The organism is Actinophytocola sediminis (assembly GCF_054779715.1).
In genome coordinates, this window is record NZ_BAAGXS010000007.1 from 87,395 (window position 1) to 109,118 (window position 21,724).

The 21,724-nt window shown below is 71.0% G+C and carries 17 protein-coding genes; 6 read left to right on the forward strand and 11 right to left on the reverse strand.

Features of this window, described 5'->3' with window-relative positions; translation table 11 throughout:
* Positions 1-287 precede the first annotated feature (287 nt).
* Both ACYVIP_RS04330 and ACYVIP_RS04335 read left to right on the forward strand, forming a co-directional pair.
* Positions 288-1,169 (forward strand): hypothetical protein, encoded by an 882-nt coding sequence (locus tag ACYVIP_RS04330; RefSeq protein ID WP_460392208.1) that lies wholly within the window; start codon positions 288-290, stop codon positions 1,167-1,169.
* 448 nt (positions 1,170-1,617) lie between these two features.
* The gene (locus ACYVIP_RS04335; protein ID WP_460392210.1) at positions 1,618-2,544 is read left to right on the forward strand and encodes a sulfite exporter TauE/SafE family protein; all 927 of its coding nucleotides are present in this window, start codon (positions 1,618-1,620) and stop codon (positions 2,542-2,544) included.
* Here ACYVIP_RS04335 and ACYVIP_RS04340 read toward each other — a convergent pair.
* From ACYVIP_RS04340 to ACYVIP_RS04380, 9 genes are all read right to left on the reverse strand, one after another.
* Entirely contained in the window at positions 2,541-3,092 is a 552-nt protein-coding gene (locus ACYVIP_RS04340; RefSeq protein WP_460392212.1) for a hypothetical protein, read from the reverse strand. The genes ACYVIP_RS04335 and ACYVIP_RS04340 overlap by 4 nt on opposite strands.
* A gap of 161 nt (positions 3,093-3,253) precedes the next feature.
* Positions 3,254-4,894, reverse strand: coding sequence for a phosphoenolpyruvate--protein phosphotransferase (gene ptsP / locus ACYVIP_RS04345; protein ID WP_460392214.1), 1,641 nt, complete (start codon positions 4,892-4,894; stop codon positions 3,254-3,256).
* The gene (locus tag ACYVIP_RS04350) at positions 4,887-5,168 is read right to left on the reverse strand and encodes an HPr family phosphocarrier protein (RefSeq protein WP_460392216.1); all 282 of its coding nucleotides are present in this window, start codon (positions 5,166-5,168) and stop codon (positions 4,887-4,889) included. The genes ptsP and ACYVIP_RS04350 overlap by 8 nt, the downstream gene beginning before the upstream one ends.
* Positions 5,169-5,187: 19 nt before the next feature.
* A complete protein-coding gene (locus ACYVIP_RS04355; RefSeq protein WP_460392218.1) occupies positions 5,188-6,228 on the reverse strand; it encodes a zinc-dependent dehydrogenase in 1,041 nt (346 codons plus the stop codon).
* Positions 6,225-6,674: a PTS sugar transporter subunit IIA gene (locus tag ACYVIP_RS04360; protein WP_460392220.1), complete on the reverse strand. Its 450-nt coding sequence runs from the start codon at positions 6,672-6,674 to the stop codon at positions 6,225-6,227. Before ACYVIP_RS04360 ends, ACYVIP_RS04355 begins: the two co-directional genes overlap by 4 nt.
* On the reverse strand, positions 6,667-8,163 hold the full coding sequence (locus tag ACYVIP_RS04365) for a PTS mannitol transporter subunit IICB (RefSeq protein ID WP_460392222.1): 1,497 nt from the start codon (positions 8,161-8,163) through the stop codon (positions 6,667-6,669). Before ACYVIP_RS04365 ends, ACYVIP_RS04360 begins: the two co-directional genes overlap by 8 nt.
* Positions 8,160-9,131: a 1-phosphofructokinase gene (gene pfkB / locus ACYVIP_RS04370; RefSeq protein ID WP_460392224.1), complete on the reverse strand. Its 972-nt coding sequence runs from the start codon at positions 9,129-9,131 to the stop codon at positions 8,160-8,162. The genes ACYVIP_RS04365 and pfkB overlap by 4 nt, the downstream gene beginning before the upstream one ends.
* A complete protein-coding gene (locus ACYVIP_RS04375; protein ID WP_460392226.1) occupies positions 9,128-9,889 on the reverse strand; it encodes a DeoR/GlpR family DNA-binding transcription regulator in 762 nt (253 codons plus the stop codon). Before ACYVIP_RS04375 ends, pfkB begins: the two co-directional genes overlap by 4 nt.
* 383 nt (positions 9,890-10,272) lie before the next feature.
* On the reverse strand, positions 10,273-10,911 hold the full coding sequence (locus ACYVIP_RS04380; RefSeq protein WP_460392228.1) for a DUF4230 domain-containing protein: 639 nt from the start codon (positions 10,909-10,911) through the stop codon (positions 10,273-10,275).
* Between the two features lie 96 nt (positions 10,912-11,007).
* Here ACYVIP_RS04380 and ACYVIP_RS04385 point away from each other — a divergent pair, with 96 nt between their 5' ends.
* The 4 genes from ACYVIP_RS04385 (at position 11,008) to fxsT (ending at position 19,659) form a co-directional block, all read left to right on the forward strand.
* The gene (locus tag ACYVIP_RS04385; protein ID WP_460392230.1) at positions 11,008-12,237 is read left to right on the forward strand and encodes a D-arabinono-1,4-lactone oxidase; all 1,230 of its coding nucleotides are present in this window, start codon (positions 11,008-11,010) and stop codon (positions 12,235-12,237) included.
* A gap of 142 nt (positions 12,238-12,379) precedes the next feature.
* Positions 12,380-14,128 carry a VMAP-C domain-containing protein gene (locus ACYVIP_RS04390; RefSeq protein ID WP_460392232.1) on the forward strand — a complete coding sequence of 583 codons (1,749 nt, stop codon included), beginning with the start codon at positions 12,380-12,382 and terminating at the stop codon, positions 14,126-14,128.
* 31 nt (positions 14,129-14,159) lie between these two features.
* A complete protein-coding gene (locus ACYVIP_RS04395) occupies positions 14,160-15,260 on the forward strand; it encodes an AAA family ATPase (protein WP_460392234.1) in 1,101 nt (366 codons plus the stop codon).
* Between the two features lies 1 nt (position 15,261).
* Positions 15,262-19,659 carry an FxSxx-COOH system tetratricopeptide repeat protein gene (gene fxsT / locus ACYVIP_RS04400; RefSeq protein ID WP_460392236.1) on the forward strand — a complete coding sequence of 1,466 codons (4,398 nt, stop codon included), beginning with the start codon at positions 15,262-15,264 and terminating at the stop codon, positions 19,657-19,659.
* Between the two features lie 4 nt (positions 19,660-19,663).
* On the opposite strand, the gene ACYVIP_RS04405 is transcribed toward fxsT, so the two are convergent.
* Both ACYVIP_RS04405 and ACYVIP_RS04410 read right to left on the reverse strand, forming a co-directional pair.
* Positions 19,664-21,475, reverse strand: a complete 1,812-nt coding sequence (locus ACYVIP_RS04405; protein WP_460392238.1) for an aKG-HExxH-type peptide beta-hydroxylase — start codon at positions 21,473-21,475, stop codon at positions 19,664-19,666.
* On the reverse strand, positions 21,475-21,708 hold the full coding sequence (locus ACYVIP_RS04410; RefSeq protein ID WP_460392240.1) for a hypothetical protein: 234 nt from the start codon (positions 21,706-21,708) through the stop codon (positions 21,475-21,477). The genes ACYVIP_RS04405 and ACYVIP_RS04410 overlap by 1 nt, the downstream gene beginning before the upstream one ends.
* Positions 21,709-21,724: the final 16 nt, after the last annotated feature.

The following is a 21,724-nucleotide window of genomic DNA, read 5'->3' on the forward strand; positions in this document are numbered from 1 at the left end:
TCAGGGAAGTGTGATGTCCAGTAGGACGTCGCCGGCACTCTAACGTTGCCTCGACATGGGGTTTCGATCACTCCGGTACAGACCTATGGGCGGAGCCACCAGGCGGCAGTGGGGTTGCGCTGAACGGAGTCCTGTCCCGACTTGTTTCGCCGGTAATGTCCAAGGCAAGCGGTTCCGGCTTTTCCGGCGAGCCACGCTCGCCGTTCCCTTTCCTGCTGCCAAGGGAGAAGTCCGTGAGCACGAGCGAGCTTCAGCAACATCCTGACAAATCCACTATGGACTCATCGGTGCCGGCCCGGCGTTGGCTGGTGGTCGGACTGTCCGCGCTGGCGGGCTTTCTGCTGACTATCGTGTGGTCGGCGAGCTTTGTCGACGGCGTGATCGGCGACAACGTGGCGAACACCCTGCTCGGCCACGACGCGGAGAACACCGAGATCACCGGGGCCGCGGCGGGCATCGCGTTCGCCTTCGTCACCGGCCTTGCCGGCACGTTCACCGCGTGCAACATCGCGGTGTTCGGCACCATGGCGCCGATTCTCGGGCGCGCACCGACCTGGCGGGACCGGACCAGGGCCACTGTCGGACCGTTGCTGTGGCTCACCGCGGGGCTGGTCGCGATCTCCGCGATCTACGGCGTACTCGTCGGCCTGATCGGCACCTCGATGCCGCAGTTCGCCACCGCGCAGAACGTGCCTGGCGAACTGTCCGCGCGCAGTGTCCAGTCGATGATCGTGTTCGGGCTGATCGGGCTGGCGATGCTCTATCTCGGGCTGGCCGCGCTCAGGATCGTGCCGGACCCGTTCCACGGCCGGGAGCGGGCGCGGATGGTGTTTCTCGGCGTGCTGGTCGGCGGATTCCTCATCGGGCGGCCGTTTCCCTTGTTCCGGCACATGTTCCGGGACGCCGCCGAGCGCGGGGACCCGGTGTACGGGGCAGCGGCGTTCGTCCTGCAGTCGGTCGGCAACGTGCTCGTGATGGCACTGTTGTTGGTGATCGTGGCCGCGGTGTTCGGCGGCCGGGTCGCCAGGTGGCTCGCGGCCAAGCCGGGGCGCGCGGCCGCGCTCACCGCCGCCGGGCTGATCACCGCGGGCGTGTTCACGTTCCTGTACTGGGATCTTCGGCTGCTGTCCAACCGGGAGATCATCTGGTATCCCAAACTCTGGCGCTAGGCCACCGATTCCCCCGGTCCCGCTCCGCCCCCTGCGACGGAGCGGGACCGCGCGATACCCCGGAGACCGGTTATCCGCGCGCGAGCCGACAACGGACTGGCGGCGACGGACGGCCACGACAAAGTTCGGTGAGTTGATCCACCCCCCAGTGGATCGAGCGACACGATTTCGCTGCTGGCACGGGAAAATGTGCCGTCAATTTTACGCAAGGGCATTGGCGGCCCACCACGTTGACTACTTGACTTTTCGGGTTGACACCTCGGAATCCGTCCGAATCGTCCCCGATGCCCGATAGGGCCTACTCCGCTCCCCTGGACGACGCAAGCCTGCTCACCTAACGTGTTCCGCAATGTGGACGGGCTTTGCCACAGCGTGAAAAAGATGCACGATCTACTGAACCTGGGGCTTGACCTGCGGACCCCACTCCCCCGACCGACAAGGTGGCGCGATGCGACAGCTCGTCCTACTGGCGTTAGTTGGCCTCGGTGCCCAACTGGTGGACGGCGCCCTCGGCATGGCCTATGGCGTGACGTCCACCACGCTGCTGCTCGCGATCGGGACCAACCCGGCCGCCGCGTCAGCCACGGTGCACCTCGCCGAGATCGGCACGACCCTGGTCTCCGGACTGTCCCACTGGCGCTTCGGCAACGTCGACTGGAAGGTCGTCGCCAAGATCGGCATCCCGGGCGCGGTCGGGGCGTTCGCCGGCGCCACGTTCCTGTCCGGCCTGTCCACCGAGACCGCGGAACCGGTGATGTCGGTCCTGCTGCTGAGCCTCGGCGTCTACATCCTGGTCCGCTTCACCACCTTCGGGCTGCCCAAGCACAACCTCGGCAAGCCACTGCGCAAGCGCTTCCTGGCCCCGCTCGGCCTGGTCGCCGGGTTCGTCGACTCCACCGGTGGCGGCGGCTGGGGCCCGGTCGGCACCCCGGCCATCCTCGCCAGCGGGCGCCTCGAGCCGCGCAAGACGATCGGGTCCATCGACACCAGCGAGTTCCTGGTCGCGGTCGCCGCGAGCCTCGGGTTCCTCGTCGGCATCGGCTCGGAGGGCATCGACGCCGGGTGGGTGCTCGCCCTGCTCATCGGCGGCGTGATCGCCGCGCCGATCGCCGCCTGGCTGGTCCGCCACATCCCGCCGAGGGTCCTCGGCTCGGCCGTCGGCGGCATCATCATCCTGACCAACACCAGGACCCTGCTGCGCAGCGACTGGATCGACGCCCCCGACGGCGTCCGGACGGTGTTCTACATCGCCATCTACCTCGTCTGGGCCGCCGCGCTCGCCTACTCGATCCGGGCCTATCTCGCCGACCGCCGCGAGGAGAAGGCCGCCGAGCCGGAGCAGGACAAGAAGGCCGAGGCCGAGGGCGTGTCCTAGTCGCGCCAGTCGGTCGGGTGGAGGACATCGGCGGCCAGCGTGGCCAGGCCGCCGATGGTGAACGTGAGGGTGGCCGGGGAGAACGCGCTCACCCGGCCGTCGAAGTGGCCGGCCATGGCGAACACCAGCAGCCAGCCGATCCCGCACAGCACCAGCAGGACGATGCCGCAGACCCGGGCGAACCGCACCCGGCGGCCGGCGACCTCGCCGCCGAACAACCGCAGCAACGCGACCAGCGCGACCACGGTCACCATGGCGAACACGCTGACCACGACCGTGGCCAGCATCGCCTCCCCGCGGAACGGGCCGCCGCCGGCCTGACCGAGGCCGAAGATCGCCGGCAGCAGGGCGATCGACTCCCCCTCGTTGGCGCGCGCCTTCTCGGTCGCGGTCAGGAACGGGATGAAGTAGCCGAGCACGATGGCCCCGACCCCGACCGCGACCACCGCCCGGAACAGCCCGGCCTCCAGCCGGTGCACCCGTTCGGTCAGGTCGCGGACCTGGCGCCGGAACTCCTTGGCCTGGTCCCCGCCGGTCTTCGCGTCCATGCCGCGCCCCTCCCACCGTCCACACGGGATGATAGGCGGACCACCGGCGGACCGGGCGCTGATCAGGAACAACGACCCCGCAGCGGTGCGTCCCCGGCCGCGATGCCCTGAATGAGGCATTGGCGACGTTCACCGTCCCGAATGGGGCATTCAGGGCTGTGTCAGCGCTTCGCGGCGGTGGCCACCGCCGCGCGGGCGGTGCGCGCGTCCGGCGCGTCCAGCGCGAGACCGGCCAACTCCGCGCACTCCGCGAGGGTGTTGGCCGCGAGGCTGGCGCGCACCGCCGGCACGCTCGGCGCGGACATCGACAGGCTGGTGATCCCCAGCCCGACCAGCACCAGCGCCAGCAACGGGTCCCCGGCCGACTCGCCGCAGACCCCGACCGGCTTGTTGGCCGCCCGGCCCGCCGCCGCACAGGCCGCGACCAGGTCGAGGACGGCGGGCTGCCACGGGTCGAGCAGGTCGGCCAACTCGCCGTTCATCCGGTCGGCGGCCAGCGTGTACTGGCTGAGGTCGTTGGTGCCGATGCTGACGAAGTCGACCTCGGCCAGCAGCCGCTCCGCGCGCAGCGCCGCGGCCGGCACCTCGATCATCGCGCCGGCGACCGGCAGCCCGGCGGCCCGCACCGCGTCGGCGAACTCGGCCGCCTCGGCCGGGGTGGCCACCATCGGGGCCATCACCCACACCTGCGCGCTGGTCGCGGCGGCGGCCATGGCGATGGCCGTCAGCTGGTCGGTGAGCACCGCGGGGTTGGCCCGCGCCACCCGCAGGCCGCGCACCCCGAGCGCGGGGTTCTCCTCGTCGGCCAGCCCGAGGAACGGCAGCGGCTTGTCCGCGCCGGCGTCCAGGGTCCGCACGACCACCCGGCGCTCGCCAAGTGCGGCGAACAGCTCGGTGTAGGCCTGTACCTGCTCGGTCACCGACGGCGCCGACGCGCGGCCGAGGAACAGGAACTCGGTGCGGAACAGCCCGACGCCCTCGGCGTCGGGCGTGAGGTCGGCGGCCCCGCCGACGTTGAGCACCAGCGGCACGGCCTGGCCGTCGGCGGTGGCGCCGGGGCCGGTCAGCCTCGCCAGCCGCGCGCGCTCCTCGGCGGCGGCCGCCCGGACGCCGGCCGCGTCGGCCGGGTCCAGCTGGGCGAGCGCGGCGGTGGTGCCGTCGACCGACACGGTCGTGCCGTCGGGCACCGTCAGCACGTCCTGGCAGCCGACCACGGCCGGCAGCCCCATGGCCCTGGCCAGGATCGCGGTGTGGCTGGTCGGCCCGCCGCGCCGGGTGACGATCGCCAGCACGGTCTCCTGGTCGAGCAACGCGGTGTCGGCCGGCGAGAGGTCCTCAGCGGTCAGCACGAACGGCTCGCCGGGCGCCGGCAGGCCGGGCATCGGCTCGTCGAGCAGGTGGGCGACCGCCCGGTCCCGGATGTCGGCCAGGTCGGCCGCCCGCTCGGCGAAGTAGCCGCCGAGCTGGGCGAAGGTCTCCTGCTGGGCGGCGATCGCGGTGGTGATCGCCCACGCGGCCGGCCGGCCGGCGGCCACCTCGGCGGCCACCGCGTCCCCGAGGGTGGTGTCCACGGCCATCATCGCCTCGGTCGCCAGCACCTCGGCGGCCTGGCCGGTCACCTTGGCCGCCCGCTCCTCGAGGACGGCGGCCACCCTGGCCAGTGCCGCCGCGGCCGCGGTGGTCTCCGCCGCCGCGTCGGTGACCGGGGGCATCGTGGCCGGCAGCGCGGGCGGCGGCGCCATCCGGTACACCGGGCCCGCCGTGCGCCCCGGGCTCACGCCGAGGCCGGTCAGCTCAGGCATCGGCGGGCTCGGCGTCCAGGTCCGTGGCCAGGATCGCGACCATGGCGTCCAGCGCGGCCTCCGCGCCGTCGCCGTCGGCCTCCACGGTGACCGTGTCCCCGCCCTTCGCGCCGAGTGAGAGCACCGCGATGATGCTGCTCGCGTCGACCGCTGGCTTGCCGGCGATGCCGATCCGCACGGTCACCGGTTGGGCGGCCGCGGTGCGCACGACCGTCGCAGCCGGCCGGCCGTGCAGCCCGATCCGCGACCCGACGACGACGTCTCTGCTTGGCATTGGTCCTCCTTGACCAGGCTTACGGCTCGATGGTCACCTTGATCGCCTGCCCGCTCGCCACCAGCCCGATGGCGTCGTGCAGCTTGGCCAGCGGGAGCCGGTGGGTGATCAGGTCGGTCACCGGCACCTGCCCGCTCGCGATCAGCTCGAGCGCGCGCTTGTTGTGGGCGGGGCTGGACCCGTTGGCGCCGACGATCGTCAGCTCCCGGTAGTGCACCAGGTTCGAGTCAAGGGTGATCGTCGGCCGGTCCTTCGGCAACCCGCCGAACAGGCTGATCCGACCCGACCGCGCGGCCATCCGCAGCGCGTCCTCCTGTGCCGCACCGGATGCGGCCGCGGTGATCACCACGTCCACGCCCCGGCCGCCGGTCAGCGCGCCGATCTCGGCCACGGCGTCCACATCGGACCCACCGATCGCCGCGTCCGGCGCGACCAGTGCCGCGGCCATCTCCAGCCTGGACTGGTTCAGGTCGACCAGGAACACCCGCCGGGCGCCCCGCGCGCGGGCCAGCCGCACGTGCAGGCAGCCGATCGGGCCGGCGCCGACGACCACCACGTCGTCGCCGTCGCCGACCCCGGCCAACTCCTGTCCATTGAGGACACACGCGAGCGGCTCGGCCACCGACGCCTCGGCGAAGCCGACGCCGTCGGGGATGCGGTTGAGCCCGTCGACGGCCAGCACCGCCCGTGGCACCACCAGGTACTCGGCGAACCCGCCGTCGTAGTGGTAGCCGACGGAGGTCTGGTTTGGACAGACGGTCTGGTGCCCGCTGGTGCACTCGGCACACGTCCCGCACGGCACGGCCGCGATCACCTGCACCCGGTCGCCGGGCGCCCAGCCGGTCACGTCCGCGCCGACCTCGACCACCTCGCCGGCGATCTCGTGGCCGATCACCCTCGGCGGCACCAGGTGGTGGTGGCCGTGGTTGTAGATCTTCACGTCGGTGCCGCAGGTGGAACAGTTGCGGACCCGGATCTTCACCCCGTCGGGCCATGGGCTCGGCTCGTCGGCGTCCTCCAGCCGCAGATCACCAGGTGCGTAGTAGCGCGCGACCCTCATCCGTTGATGCCCTTCCCGATCGACGCGAGCAAGTTGTGCACTTCCCCCGGATCATCCGAGCTGCGCAGCAGTTCGGCCTGCTGGGGGTCCATCAGGATCTGCGCCAGCGACGAGAGCACCGCGACGTGCTCGTCGCCCTTGGCCGCGATGGCCACGCAGATGGTCACCCGCTGGCCGCCCCAGTCCACGCCGTCGGGGAACTGCAGCACGCCAAGGGTCGTTCGGCGCACCAGCGCCCGGCTCGCGTCCGTCCCATGGGGAATGGCCACGCCCTCGCCGATGTAGGTGGACACCGAGCGCTCACGCTCGAACATGCTCTCGGCGTAGCCGGGCTCGATCGCACCGAGCTCGTCGAGCAGTTCCCCGGACTGGCGAATGGCGTCCTCCTTGTCGGTCGCCGTCCGGCCGAGCCGGATCGCCTCCAGGGACAACACGGACTCAGCCACGAAGTTCGCCACCTTCCTTGAACGCCTGCTCGACCTCGTCGAACACCGGGTCCCCGAGGAACATCTGGAACGGCACGATCACCGCGCGCGGGGCGACCGACCGCGCCCGCTCGGCCAGGTCGACATGGGTGAGCACCAGCTGCGCGTCGGCCGGCAGCTCGTTGATCGGCAGGTGCGACACCGTGACCCCGTACTTCTCCAGCCTGGTCCGCAGTTGGCTGGCCAGCATCACGCTGCTGCCCATGCCGGCGTCACAGGCGACCAGCACGGTGGTGACCTCCGCGGCGTTGACCACCGGTCGCGCCGAGGTGGTCACCGCGCCATCGGCGGCCTTGCCCGTACCGTTGGCCGTGCCGTTGTCCGTGCTGTTGTCCGTGCCCGGCACCTGGCCGCCGCCGGCGACCGCGGCGGCCAGCGCCGGATCGTCCACATCGGCGCCCCGGCCGAACTTCAGCAGCGCGGCGCCGACCACGAACGCCACCCCGGCGGCCACGACGATCGAGGCCAGCACGCCGAAGTGCCCACCCCTGGGGGTGACCGCGAGGTAGGCGAACAGGCTGCCGGGTGCCGGCGTGGACACCAGCCCGGAGTCGGTGATCATGGCGGTGCCGACGCCGGCCATGCCGCCGGCGATCGCCGCGATGATCAGCTTCGGCTTCATCAGCAGGTACGGGAAGTAGATCTCGTGGATGCCGCCGAGGAACTGGATGATCATCGCACCCGGCACGGTCGGCCGGATCTTCCTCGGCCCGAACAGGAACATCGCGACCAGCACCCCGAGGCCCGGCCCGGGGTTGGTCTCGATCATGAACATGATGGACTGGCCGAACTCCGACGACTGGTCGGCGCCGACCGGGCCGAACACCCCGTGGTTGATCGCGTTGTTCAGGAACAGCGCCTTCGCCGGCTCGACGATGATCGACACCAGCGGCAGCAGGCTGTTGTCCACCAGGAAGTTCACCGCGTTGCCGGCGGCCGTGGTGAGCGCCTCCATGATCGGGCCGACGCCGATGACGCCGACCAGCGCGATGGCGCCGCCGATGATGCCGGCGGAGAAGTTGTCCACCAGCATCTCGAACCCGGCCTTGATCCTGCCGGCGACCAACCGGTCGAAGCCCTTCATCGCCAACGCCGCCAGCGGGCCGATGATCATGGCACCGAGGAACATCGGCTGCTCGGCGCCGACCACCACGCCCATGGTGGCGATCGCGCCGACGACCGCGCCCCGCTGGCCGTGCACCATCCGACCACCGGTGTAGCCGATCAGCACCGGCAGCAACACCTTGATCATCGGGTCGACCAGGCCGGCGAGCGTCACGTTCGGCGTCCAGCCCGTGGGGATGAACATCGCGGTGATCAGGCCCCAGGCGATGAACGCGCCGATGTTCGGCATGATCATGCCGGCGAGGTAGCCGCCGAAGCGCTGCACTCTCGCGCGGAAACCGTTACCGGATAAGTTCTTCATCTCCGTCATGGACACATTCGTCATCGAATCTGCTCCATCCCGTTTTCCTGGTGCGGCCCGCGCAGCCGCCGCGTGCGATCGGGTTTCGGTGGTACGCGCACAGTCGCGCGGTCCACATCGGACGGTCCGGGCATGCGGCTGCCGGGCAGCCGGACGGCCGCCGCGCCCCAGGACAACGCCTCGGTCAGGGTGTCCCCACCGGTGGCCGACGCGGCCAGGTATCCGGCGAGCATGGCGTCGCCCGCGCCGACCGCGCTGCGGCCGCGGTCCACCGGCGACTCGCCCCAGCGCACCCCCTGCGCGCTGACCAGCACGGCGCCGTCCGCGCCGAGACTGGCCAACACCGCCCCCGCGCCCGCCGCCAGCACCCGCTCGGCGGCCAGGATCGCGTCGGCGACCGTGTCCAGCCGGAAGCCGACCGACTCGGCCAGCTCGTCCCGGTTCGGCTTCACCAGCGCGGGTTTGGCCGCCAGCGCGGCGGTCAGCGCCGGACCGGAGGTGTCCACGGCGAAGCGCACGCCCAGCGCGCCGAGGTGGCGGCCGAGCTTGGCGTACCAGGTGTCCGGCACGCCGGGCGGCAGGCTGCCGCTGGCCACCACCCAGTCCGCGCCGACCGCGGCGGTCAGCACCGCCTCCTCGAGCCGCTCGAGGTCCTCCGGCTGCAGCGAGCCGCCGGGCTCGTTGATCTTGGTGACCGTGCCGTCCGGCTCGACCAGGCTGACGTTGGACCGGGTGTGCCCGTCGACCTCGACCGCGCCGACGTCGATGCCCTCCAGCTTGAGCAGCTCGGTCAGCTGCGCGCCGCCAGGACCGCCGCACGGCACCACCGCGCGGGTGGAGATCCCGTGTGCGGCAAGGGCTCTGGAGACGTTGACGCCCTTGCCGCCGGGGTCGAGCCTGGTGGCCGTCGCCCGCGTCATGGTGCCCCTGGTCAGCCGGTCGATCTCGATCGTGCGGTCCAGGCTGGGATTCAGTGTCAGCGTGACGATCACACCCGCACCACCCTCGGTCCCTGCGACTCGATCTCGGCCGCGGTGCGTTCGTCGAGCCCGGTGTCGGTGATGAAGGTGTCGATCTCGGAGAGCTGGCCGAACCGGGCGAGGTGGTCGGTGCTGAGCTTGGTGTGGTCGGCGAGCAGCACGGTGCGCCGCGCGGCCGCGATCATCGCCCGCTTCACCGCCGCCTCGGCCTGGTCGGGCGTGGTCAGCCCGCGTTGCACGGAAAGACCGTTGGTGGCGATGAAGGCGACGTCGACGTAGCTCTGCGCGAGCGACTCGATCGCCCACGGGTCGACGCAGGCCAGCGTGCGTTGCCGGACGCGGCCGCCGATGAACAGCACGGTGATGTTGGCCCTGGTGGCCAGCGCGAGCGCGGCCGGCAGCGCGTTGGTGAGCACGGTGAGCTGCCGGTCGACCGGCAGGATCGCTGCCATTCGCGCGGTGGTCGAGCCGGCGTCGAGCAGGATCGAGCCCTCCTCCGGCAACTCGGCGAGGGCGGCTTTCGCGATCCGGTCCTTCTCCGAGGTCAGTACGGTGTCTCTGGCCGCGAGCGCCGGCTCGAAGCCGAGGCGCTCCACCGGGATCGCACCGCCGTGCACGCGGCGGAGCAGCCCGTGGCGCTCCAGCACCGACAGGTCGCGGCGGATCGTCTCGCCGGTCACCGCGAGCTCGGCCGACAGCTCCGCGACGTCCACCCGGCCGTCGCGCCGAGCCCGGTCGACGATGTGCTGCTGCCGCTCTTCCGCATACATGTTGATTTGCCACCGTTTCTCTGCGTATAGCTGTATTTACCGGCAGACGGTGACAAAGTCAATATCCACACGGGGACGCCCCACCCATACCCCACCCGGCAGCCCGGTCAGTCCCCAGCCAGGAGCGGAAGCGACGGAGCGTGCGCCGTCTGGACTGACGAGCGCGCGCAGGCACCCCAGCGCCGAGCACGGAAGGAGGGAAGACGCCGCGTTAGCGGAGTCGCGGGAGCGACCATTGGACACAGGAGCGGGAGCGACGGAGCGTGCGCCGTCTGGACTGACGAGCGCGCGCAGGCGCGCCAGCGCCGAGCACGGGAGGAGGGAAGACGGCGCATTAGCGGAGTCGCGGGAGCGACCATTGAACACAGTCGCGGGAGCGAGCATCAAGCACTCTTCGCGGGGAACACCGCCTTGTAGCCGAAGGAGTCGAACATGCCGGTCAGCATCGAGCGGGTGTTGCGTTCGGCCCGGTCGATCAGCCGTGCCCGCTCGGCGGCCTCGTCGATCTTCTCCTCGGCCAGCACGTACAGCTCGCGCTGGTCGGGCGTGCTGAACAGCGACTCGAGCCGGTTGTAGGCGCCCCGGTCCTGGTCGAACACGTAGGTCCGCTCCTGGTCGAGGTTCGTCTTCGCCAGCGCCGCCGCCGGCAGCCGGACCTCGACGGTGCGCGCGGACTCGTCCACGGTCAGCGCGTCCTCGGCGAGCCCGCCGAGGTCGACATACGCGCTGACCGAGCCCGCCGCGACGAACAGCGTCCGCTCGCCGGCGATGATGTCCGGCACCCACGGCACGTCCTTCTCCAGATCCACCACGACCTGGAAGTCCCCGCTCGCGGCGTGGTATTCGCTCAGGTCCCGCACCGACTGCAGGATCGCCGGCGCGCTGCGGTCGACCGTCCGCTCGGCGAACGGGTTCAGGTCGGGGATCCGGCTGACCAGCCAGAGCAACGCGACCACGACCAGGAACACCACACCGACCACACCGCCGACTTTCCACAGCGGCCTGAGGGTTCCGCTGAACATCTCCGCCTCCTTGGCCCCGGGTAACGGATGTCTCCTGTCCGGATACCCCACGTGACCGCGGGTCAAGCGCGTTCGGGCTGGGACATACTGGGTGGCGTGATCGCGGAGGAACGGAACTGGGCCGGCAACCTGACCTACGGCGCGCGCCGGATCCACACCCCGAGAACCCTCGACGACCTGCGGCAACTGGTGGCCGAGACGCCGAGGATCCGGGCCATCGGCTCGCGCCACTCGTTCAGCGACGTGGCCGACACCCCGGACGTCCTGGTGTCCGTGGCCGGTCTGCCCGGCGAGATCGCGATCGCCGGCGACCAGGTCACCGTGCCCGCCGCGACCAGCTACGGCGACCTGGCCGTGGTGTTGGCGCGGCACGGGCGCGCGCTGCCGAACCTGGCCTCGCTGCCGCACATCTCGGTCGCCGGCGGCGTGGCCACCGGCACCCACGGCTCCGGCGACCGCAACGGCTGCCTGGCCACGTCGGTGGCCGCGCTGGACATCGTCGACGCGACCGGTGAGCTGCGCCGGATCTCCCGGGGCGACCCCGAGTTCGCCGGCTCGGTGGTGGCCATCGGCGCGCTCGGCGTGGTGGTCGCGGTGGTGTTGGACACGGTGGCGGCCTTCGACCTCCGGCAGACCGTCTACCCGCTGGTGCCGTGGCGCGCGGTGCTGGCCGGCCTCGACGAGGTGATGGCCGCCGGCTACAGCGTCAGCCTGTTCACCGACTGGACGGGCGACCACCTGCGGCAGGTGTGGGTCAAGTCCGTCGCCGAGCCGCCGGCCGACCTGTTCGGCGCGGCGCCGGCCACCACGACGACGCACATGATCCCCGGCGAGTCGCTCGCGGCGGTGACCGAGCAGCTCGGCGTGCCGGGACCGTGGCTGGATCGCCTGCCGCACTTCCGGTTGGACCACAAGCCGAGCAGTGGCGACGAGCTGCAGAGCGAGTACCTGCTGCCCCGCGACCGCGCGGCCGAGGCGCTGCGCGGGATCCGCGCCATGGCGAGCCGGATCGCCCCGGTGCTGCACGTGACCGAAATCCGCTCGGTGGCCGCGGACGACCTGTGGCTCAGCGGCGCCTACGGCCGGGAGACGATCGCCGTGCACTTCACCTGGCGGCAGCGACCCGCCGAGGTGGCCGCGCTGCTGCCCGACATCGAGGGCGCGCTGCTCCCCCTCGGCGCCCGTCCGCACTGGGGAAAGTGTTTCGCCGCAACCGATCTGGCCGCGCACTATCCTCAGTGGACGGAGTTCGTTGAGCTCCGGCGAGCCAGCGACCCGGCCGGGCGGTTCACCAATCCTTTCCTGACACGGCTTTCCCTGGTCTGAGCCGCTACCAAGCCGGCGCGCCGAGCGTCCGCGGGACCCTCGGCGCACCTCGGCACGTGCGGATATCCCGGGTTTCGCCCATTTGACGTGATCGGCCGCGTTCCGGCCCGCATAATCGAGGGTGTCGCGGGAAAGGATCGCTGTGACAGAGTTGACGCCGGCAGTCCACCGAACGATCGTCGTGGTCGACGTCGCGGGTTTCACCGACTCGGGTCGTCAGGACACCGACCAGTTCGCCGTGCGTCAGGGTATGTACGAAGTGCTGAAGACCGCGTTCGCCGAGTCGGACATCGATTTCGACTCCTGTGACAGTGAGGACCGGGGCGACGGCGCGCTCGTCCTGGTGCCCCCGACTGTGTCCAAGAGCGTGATCGCCGATCGCCTGCCCGACCGGCTGGTCGCCGCCCTGCGCCGCTACAACTCCACCCGGGTGCCGATGGCCCAGCTGAAGTTGCGGGTCGCGCTGCACGCCGGCGACATCCGCTACGACGGCGAGGGCTGGGTCGGCCACCCGGTGAACATCACCTTCCGCATCCTGGAGGCGACCGAGGCCAAGGCCGCGCTGCGCGACACCGACCGGATGGTCGCGCTGATCGTGTCCCAGCACTTCTTCACCGAGGTGATCCAGCACGACCCCGGCACGGTCCCGGAGTCCTACGAACCGATCACGGTCACCGTCAAGACCTACACCGGCTCGGCCAGGCTGCGCCTGCTCGGCCACGACGTGACCGCCCGCCCGGCGGTCGAACCCGGTGTGCGCGAACAGGTTCTCGACCTCGTCCCGCCCGACGAGCTGGACAGCCTGCGCACCTGGCTGACCGCAAGCGAGGTGCCGAGGATGGGCGTGCTGATGAGCCATGCCGCCGGCCCGGCGATCCCACTGCCCCGCCGCGACGACGTGCGCAACGCCTGGGAGGCCTTCCAGTACCTGTCGGAGTTCAACGCCGGCCCGGACGGCATCCCGCCGTCGGTGCTGTTCCTGCAACAACTCGCCGGCGAACTGGGCGGCGAGGCCGGCGACTCGATCCTGCGGTGGGTGGCCGACCAGGTCCGGCGGCTGCGGCTGGGGCGGGAGCTGGCCAACCACCAGTCCAGCCGGCAACCGGTGCCCGACGAGCCGCACCTGTACCTGACGATCATGTTGGAGCCGGACGCCATCGACCCCGGCCGCTGCGTGCTTTCCTACTGGCGCCAGGACGATCCGCTGACCTGGCCGCCGACCCGCGGCGGGGTGCACGAGGTCTCCCTCGCCGAGCTGGAGTACCGGGTCGACGAGGTCATCCTCGACGCCGAGCGGGTCTGGGCCGACCAGGGCATCTCCGCGGCGGTCGAGTTCCTGCTGCCCCGCACGCTGCTGAACCTGCCGGTGCAGCGGTGGCGCAAGGAACACGGGTCCGGCCAACCGCGCCCGCTCGGCTACGACTACCGGGTGAGCGTGCGGTCGCTCGAGCGGATGCGCACCAGGCACTGGCACCGCGCCTGGCACGTCCGGTGGGACTCCATGCTGGCCGACCCCTCCGCCGACCGGTTGCGCCATTCGGCAGAGGAGTCCGGAAAACACCCGATCGACGCGGTACTGATCGACCCCCGCTGGGTGGGACTGGTGATGGCGAACCCGCCGTCACCGGAACCGGGCACCGAACCGGACGCGTTGGTGTCCGCGTTACGCGGCGGCCTACCGGTGGTGTTCTGGCATCCGGAAGCCGGCCCGGCGGATCTCCGCGAACTGGTCGACTGGGTGCTCGGTGGTGAAAGGGGATTTATTGATCTGCTGAATCGCCGAAAGCTGGCGAATTTACCTGATGCTGACCTGACAAATGATTCGCTCGTGCGCGACTTGGTGGTAATGTGGGACGACCCAAAAAGAGTCATCGTTCTCGACCAACCGTAGATCCCGCCACGACCGTAAGGGGATATCACGGATGAGCGTGAACGACCCGGACGCGGTGACCTCCGGACAGCGGGCACCACACTTCGACGCGCCGGCCTGGTGGATCTACCGCGGCAGTGGCCGGCCGGCGCATGACATCGACCCGATCAAACTCCTGCCGCCGCCACCGCCGTGGCGGGCCTTCACCGGCGGACCGCTGCCCGCCGACGACCGGCCCCCCGCCGACGACGGCGAGGCCGACCGCAGGCTGGGCACCGCCTACCACCTGGCCGAGCAGGACATCGACTCCCACGAGCTGAACATGGTCAACGCGGCGCTGTACCTGCGGCGGCCGCTGTTGGTCACCGGCAAGCCGGGCACCGGCAAGTCGAGCACCGCCTACCGGCTCGCCCGTGAGCTGGGCCTCGGCCGGGTGCTGCGGTGGGCGATCACCAGCCACACCACCCTGCAGAACGGGCTCTACGGCTACGACGCCATCGGCCGTGCCCAGGCCGCGGCCACCGCCCAGGCACAGCGTGGCAGCCAACCGGTCGACCAGCCACCGGACGAACCACCCATCGGCGACTTCGTCCGCCTCGGCCCGCTGGGCACCGCGTTCCTGCCCACCCGCAGGCCGCGGATCCTGCTCATCGACGAGCTCGACAAGAGCGAGGCCGACCTGCCGAACGACCTGCTGTCGATCTTCGAGGAAGGCGAGTTCCCCATCCAGGAACTGGCCCGCGTCCGCAGCCGGGTCTCCGAGGTCACCGTGCACACCGCCGACCCGAACGGCACCGCGAAGGTGGTCGACGGCCGGGTCGGCTGCCACGCCTTCCCGGTGGTCGTGATGACCAGCAACGGCGAGCGCGAGTTCCCGCCCGCCTTCCTTCGCCGCTGCCTGCAACTGGAGATCAAAGAGCCGAACATCGAGCAGCTCGCCGCGATCGTGGCCAACCACCTGCTCGATCCCGATGGCGAACACCGCGAACGGCTGGTCCGCGAGTTCGCCGAGCGGAGCAGGCTGGCGGGCGGGTTACCGACCGACCGGCTGCTCGACGCCGTGTACCTGGCCACCTCGGGCGCCTACCGGCCCGACCACGTGGCCTGGCCCCGGCTGATGGACGCTCTCTGGCGCAAGCTGACGGTGCAGTGACGTGGCCACGCCGGCAGACGCCAGGGAGCCAACGCCGATCAGCGGGCCGAGGCGCCTGGACCTCGGCGATCTCACCTGGGCCGATGTCGGCGACATCGTCTGGCTCGCCTCCGCCATCAAACCCGCCATCAAACCCGCCGGCACACCCGCCGCCGACGGCCCGCCGCCGGCGGACGCGCCGGCCGACCCGCCTGCGCGGGAGGTGCCGACGTTCGACGACACCGACGTCTACCTGCGGCCGACCCCGCCCGAACGGCCGGCGGCGGCACCCGAGCCTTCGGGCCTCGCGGACGAGCGGGTGGCCGATCCCGAGCCAGAGCTCCTGGGGCACCGGCCGGAGTTACGGGTGCTGCCCGGCGACGGCCAAAGAAATTCGAGAATCGCACCGCACGACTCGCTGGACTTCTTCCGGGCGCTCCGGCCACTGAAACGAAGAATTCGTTCCAGACGATCCACCGACGTGGTGCTGAACGAGGAGGCCACCGCCGAGCAGGCCGTGGAAACCGGGCTCTGGTGGCCGGTGGTGGAGTCCAGAAAAGAGCGTTGGCTGGACCTGACCCTGGTACTTGACAGCGGTCCGACAATGGCCTTGTGGCGATCGCGTATCTCCACTTTCTTGGCGTTGCTCGAACAACTCGGCGCATTTCGCTCAATCCAGATCAGATTGCTCGACTTTCTTCATGAACACGGGCAAACCATCCCGGTACTGCGCGGCGGGACCGCGACCGCGGCGCCCAGGGACCCGGCCGAGATCCTGGACGCGTCCAGCCGCCGAGTGGTCCTGCTGCTGACCGACGGCGTCGGCGACACCTGGCGGCAGAAGATCCTCGACCCGGTCCTGGCCAGGTGGAGCCGGACGATGCCGGTGACCATCGTGCACCTGCTCCCCCAGTGGCTGTGGCGCCGCAGCGGCCTTGACCTGCACCGGGCCACACTGGGCGCCCGAGCCGCGGTGCGGCCGAACAACCGCTGGACGCTGCGGTTGCCCGAAGCCTGGCTCGCGCCGGACCCGGACCGGGTGGCCCCGCCCGGCGCGGTCCCGGTGCCGGTCATCGAGCTCCAGCCGAGGTGGCTCAGCTGGTGGGCCCGGCTGATCATGGGCGAGTCCCCGGACGTCGACGCCACGGTGCTGCTCGCCGCCGATCAGGTGACCATCGAGGACCACTCGAACGTCCAGGGCAACGACTTGTCCGCCCCCGAACGGGTGACCCGCTTCCGCGCTAACGCGTCGCCACCGGCGTTTCGGCTGGCGACGCTGTTGGCCGCGCTACCGGTACGACTTGACCTCGCACAGTTCGTCCAGCAGGAATTTCTCGCCGGCACCGGGCCGGAAACCCTGGCCGAGGTTCTGATCTGGATCATGTACGATCCCGGATCCAGGGAGGGGACGTCCACTTGGGACACGGGTGGGGAGCTTACCTTTCCCGAGGCAGTCCGTGAACTGCTGCTCAACGGCGCGCGGCGGTCGGAGACGGCCACCGTGGTCGGCGTGGCAGCCACCCATTTCGGTGCACGGATTCCGGTTCTCGGTCACCTCCGAGCAGCCATCGCCGACCCGCACAACACGCCGGACCAGGACCTCACCCCCGAGTCCCTGGCCGACGTCGAGTTGGAGAGCGCTGTGATGCGGGCACTTTCGGGCCCGTACCTCTCTCGCGCGGATCGGCTGCGCAACGCGATCTTGCAGGCCGGTGCGGGTTCCTCCGCCACTGAACTGGTCAAGAGCCGACAAACCTCTGTGAGCGCCTCCATGTCCAATCCGGCCGAGCGAGCCGAGCACCCCGCCGTACCCGTCGTCCCGACGCAGAACCGCTCGGCCAGAGCCCAACCGCCGGTCCCGGACGAACCGGTGACCAGGCCGATGGCGCATCCTGGCGCTTCGGGCACCCGCCGGCATCCTGGCCGCCAGCCCGACGACCCGCCCCCCGTCTGGGGAAACGTGCCGCCGCGCAACCCGAACTTCACCGGCCGGGTGGAACCGCTCGAACAACTCGGCCGACGGCTCACCAGCGGACCGACCGCCGTCCTGCCCTCCGCGCTGCACGGCATGGGCGGGATCGGCAAGACCCAGATGGCGGCCGAGTACATCTACCGCCACCTGCCCAACTACGACCTGGTCTGGTGGCTCGACGCCACCCACCCCACCCAGATCCGCGCCGGTCTCACCGACCTGGCCCGCGTGCTCAACCTGCCGGGCAGCGCGGAGACCACGGTGGCCGTGCCGGCGGTCCTCGAGGCGCTGCGCACCGGACGCCCGTTCCGCCGGTGGCTGCTGGTCTTCGACGCGGCGGACAGCCCGGAGGACGTGCTGCCGTACTTCCCGAGGAACGGCACCGGCGAGATCCTCGTCACCTCCCGCAACTCCGACTGGGCCGGGGTCGCCCGGCCGCTCGAGCTGACCGTCTTCAAACGCGAGGAAAGCATCAGTCTTTTCGGCAAGCGGGGCCCGAAAATATCCAACGCGGACGCCGACGAGCTCGCCGAAAAACTCGGCGACCTACCCCTCGCGATCGAACAGGCGGCCGCCTGGCGCGCGGTTACCGGAATGCCGGTCCGAGAATATCTCCGACTTTTCGACGAATCAGTGGACGAGATTCTCGACGCGGCCACCGCCCCCAGTCACGAAGTATCCGTCGCGGCCGCATGGAACGTTTCCTTCGACGAGCTGAAAAAGCGCAACCCGGCCGCCCACCAGATTCTGCACGTCTGCGCGTTCTTCTCCCCGGAGCCGATCTCCCGCGAGCTGCTGACCGGTGTCAGCCGGGTGTCGATCTCACCCGAGCTGGACGCCGCCCTGCGCGACCCCATCAAGCTCGCCCGCGCCATCCGGGACATCAACCGGTACGGCCTGGCCAAGATCGACCACGGCAACAACACCCTCCAGCTGCACCGCCTGGTCCAACTGGTGCTGCGCAACCGGGTCATGGCGCCGCAGATCCACGCCCAGATGCAGCACGGCGCCCACCAGCTGCTGGCCAGCCTGGACCCCAACGACCCCGAGCAGGGCCGGCACTGGCCCCGCTACCGCGAGCTGCTGCCACACGCCTACGCCGCCAACGTCATGGACTGCGACGACGACTGGCCACGCCAGCTCATCATCAACATCATGCGGTTCCTGTTCGAGTGCGGGGACCACCATGAGGCCGCGCGGCTCGGCACGCGCATCCGGGAGCACTTCACCAGGACCCTCGGGCCGACCCATCCACAGACCCTCGACGTCTCCTCGCGGCTCGGCCTGTACCTGTGGTCCATCGGGCGGTACGAGCAGGCGGCCGAGCTGAACCAGCGCACCCTCGCCCTGCGGCTGCAGGTCTCCGGTGAGGAGAACGAGGAGACCTTCGCCCTCCAGCGCAGCATCGTGATCGACCAGCGGGCCCAGGGCGAGTTCGCCGCCGGTGCCAAGCTGAGCGAGGAGATCTACCTGAAGACCAAGCGGATGTTCGGCGAGGACGACCCGGAGACACTGAACGCCGCCTTCCAGCACGGCCTCAGCCTGCGGCTGCTCGGGGAGTACCTGGCCGCCGCCGAGCTGGACGAGGACACCTATCGCCGCCGGGTCGAGGTGCTCGGCCCGGACCACCCGAGGACCAGCGGCGCCCGGTCCGCCGTGACCATCGACCGGCGCGAGGCGGGTGAGTACGGCCAGGCCAGGGTCATGCAGGAGAACCACACCGAGCAGTTCAAGGCGCGCTACGGCGAGAGTCCGGACGCCATCGCGATGGACTTCCTGCTGGCCATCAACCGGCGCAAGGACGGCGACCACACCGGCGCGCTGGCGCTGTCGACCGACGCCCTGCAGCGCTTCCGGCTCCGCCGAGGCGACGAGCACGCCCACACGATGGCCTGTGCGCTCACCCACTCCATCGACCTGCGGCACTCCGGTGACCTCGCGGCGGCCAAGGAACTCGGCGAGCAGACCTTCGGCGCCTACCGGCGGTCACTCGGCGAGCATCACCCGCACACCCTGGCCGCCACCGTCAACCTCGCCGTGACGTTGCGCCTGCGCGGGGACATCGCCGAGGCCAGGGTGCTCGACGAACGCGCCCTGGAGCACTTCCGCGCCGGGATCGGGCCCAACCACCCCAACGCGATCATCACCATGATCAATCTGGCGAGCGAGCTGTCCGCGCTCGGCGAGCTGGACAAGGCGATCGAGCTCGGCCGCGACGCCATCGTCCGCGGCGGCCCGGTGTTGGGGACCGACCATCCCACGATGCTGGCCGCCGAGTTCAACCTCGGGCTCGACCTCGACGCGGCCGGGCACGCCGAACAGGCCCGGCCCTACCGGGACCCGGTGCTGACCAAGTACCGCCGGGTGCTCGGCGAGGCGCACCCGGGCACCCAGGCCGCCGTCCGGGGAACCCGCGCCGACTGCGACATCGACGTGATCATGATGTAGCCGGTCACCCGGGGACCAGCTGACCGAGCCAGGACGCGACGCTTCCCGGGGTCGGCGGATGTCGTGCGCTGGTGCGCAGCCGCCGGTGCACCGCGCGCACGACCTCCGGGCAGCCCAACAGCGCGCGGGCGGCCGGATCGGGACCGCACGCGGCCAGCGCGAGGCCGAGCCCGACCAACGAGGCCGGGCGGTCGGGGTTCTCGGCCAACTCGGCCCGGTATCCCCTGGCCGCCTCGGCGAACCGGCCGCTCACGTAGGCGAGATCGGCGGTCGTGGCGTCCGGCACGGTCGGCCACAGTTCGGCGAGCCCCGGTGGTTGCGTCCCGGTCAGCCGGAGGCGAACCAGGTCCGCGCGCGCCCGCGACCACAGGCCGTCCGGCACCGGGGTCGGCGGCAGGTCGGTGGCCAGCACGGCGGGCGGCCGGGAACGCCCGGCCAGCCAGGCGGCCGTCAGCTCCGCCACCGCCTCGGCGCCTGGCCGCAGGTGCCGCAGCCGCCAGCCGGCCAGGTGGTCCCTGGCGGCGGCCGTGGCCTGCTCGGCCACGTCCGGCGCCACCGGCTCGCTTCGCCAGGCACCGAGGGTGTCCGCGATGCCGTCGAGAAACCGTTGCCCGGCCTCGGTGAGCGCGGCGTCCGCGCGCAGCGTGGTGAACGTGCGCCAACTCTGCTGGCGCCAGTAGGCGAACTCGAACGCGGCCCGCCGGTCACCGGTGCCGGCGACCGCCCGCCAGAACGCGGCGACGCCGAAGAACGCGTACAGGCCCTGGATGGCGCCGCTGATCGGCCGGGGATCCTCGCGCCACGGCACGTAGATCCGTTCCCGGGGATCGTGGTCGGACAACCGGATCAGGTGCAGCACGCCGCCGAGCACGATGTGCTGGAACTCGTGGATCAGCGTGCTGGCCAACGAGGCGCCGTCGGTCGGTCGCCCGACGACCGCGCTGCCGAAGGCCTCCCCGGTGGAGGCGCTCGGGTTCCGGTACAGCACCTGCGGCTTGGGCACGAGTGAGCTCAGGCCGATCGGCATGCTCTCGGCGAACCCCGGCAGGTGCCGGACGATCAGCTGGCAGGCCTCGTCGATCAGCCGACGCCATTCCTCGATCTCGGTGGCCGGCAGCCGTTGCGGCGGGATCGGCTCGTAGAGCCCCCGGTAGGGGTCGAGATCGTCCAGCCGCAGGGCGAACCGGCGGGCGCCGACCCGGGTCCGCGCCCGGCGAACACCCCACCAGCCCGGCGCGTCCTCGGCCGGCCGGCTCGGCAGGACGACCGCGCCGGCGTCGTTGGCGACGGTGTACCGGCCGTGCGCACCACGCACGACGGCGACCGAGAACGGCTCGGTCACGGTCAGCCGCGCCATGCCGAGCGACGGCAGCATGACGTTGCCGTGCCAGACCGGGACCTCGGTGGTGAAGTCGAGCCCGGCGCGCACCGCCGCGGCGGCGGCCAGCGCGTGCAGGTGACCAAGGTGTATCCACAGTGGACCGACGCCGTCGGCTCCGTTGCGACACAGGCGCGTGGTGTACCCGGCCCAGCTGCCGGTGTAGGGATGGGTCAGCAGCCGGTCGAACGCCCTGGGGGACCTGGCCTCCACACGGGCGAGCAGTTCCCAGGCGGTGTCGACCGGCGGCAGTGGCCCGAGCCACTCCGGTGTCTTGGCCGCGTCCGCCAACAGCGCGCGCAGCAACAGCTTGCGCCGGCTACGTTCGGCGCGGCGTAGGCGGCGCAGTACGCCGGCGTCACCGTCGAGCCGGGCCAGACTGTCGAAATCCCGCCAGGACAGCCGATGGAACGCGGTACGGTGCCCCGACCCCGGCATCAGTCGATCCGCTCGCCTGCGCCGGAGTTGTCAGCGCTCCGGTAGCTGGCGGCGACGTGCCTCGTGCGTTCGACCACCTGACACAGTGACCGGCGCAACGGTTCACTGTCCAGTTCACGCAGCCTCGTGAATGGAACGGTGTCCAGGTCGATCAGTTCCGATTCGACGCCGGGCTCGAAATCCGAGAACGAATTCATGCCATCCATTCCCTCCGCTGAGAGCAGCAATTCCATGCTACCCACCTGAGCG

Bases quoted from the DNA above. Each gene is read 5' to 3' on its own strand.
- ACYVIP_RS04395 (WP_460392234.1), top strand. From the start codon at position 14,160: ATGAGCGTGAACGACCCGGACGCGGTGACCTCCGGACAGCGGGCACCA.
- ptsP (WP_460392214.1), bottom strand. From the start codon at position 4,894: ATGCCTGAGCTGACCGGCCTCGGCGTGAGCCCGGGGCGCACGGCGGGC.
- ACYVIP_RS04380 (WP_460392228.1), bottom strand. From the start codon at position 10,911: ATGTTCAGCGGAACCCTCAGGCCGCTGTGGAAAGTCGGCGGTGTGGTC.
- ACYVIP_RS04340 (WP_460392212.1), bottom strand. From the start codon at position 3,092: ATGGACGCGAAGACCGGCGGGGACCAGGCCAAGGAGTTCCGGCGCCAG.
- ACYVIP_RS04375 (WP_460392226.1), bottom strand. From the start codon at position 9,889: ATGTATGCGGAAGAGCGGCAGCAGCACATCGTCGACCGGGCTCGGCGC.
- ACYVIP_RS04350 (WP_460392216.1), bottom strand. From the start codon at position 5,168: ATGCCAAGCAGAGACGTCGTCGTCGGGTCGCGGATCGGGCTGCACGGC.
- ACYVIP_RS04410 (WP_460392240.1), bottom strand. From the start codon at position 21,708: ATGGAATTGCTGCTCTCAGCGGAGGGAATGGATGGCATGAATTCGTTC.
- ACYVIP_RS04335 (WP_460392210.1), top strand. From the start codon at position 1,618: ATGCGACAGCTCGTCCTACTGGCGTTAGTTGGCCTCGGTGCCCAACTG.
- ACYVIP_RS04405 (WP_460392238.1), bottom strand. From the start codon at position 21,475: ATGCCGGGGTCGGGGCACCGTACCGCGTTCCATCGGCTGTCCTGGCGG.
- ACYVIP_RS04355 (WP_460392218.1), bottom strand. From the start codon at position 6,228: ATGAGGGTCGCGCGCTACTACGCACCTGGTGATCTGCGGCTGGAGGAC.
- ACYVIP_RS04365 (WP_460392222.1), bottom strand. From the start codon at position 8,163: ATGACGAATGTGTCCATGACGGAGATGAAGAACTTATCCGGTAACGGT.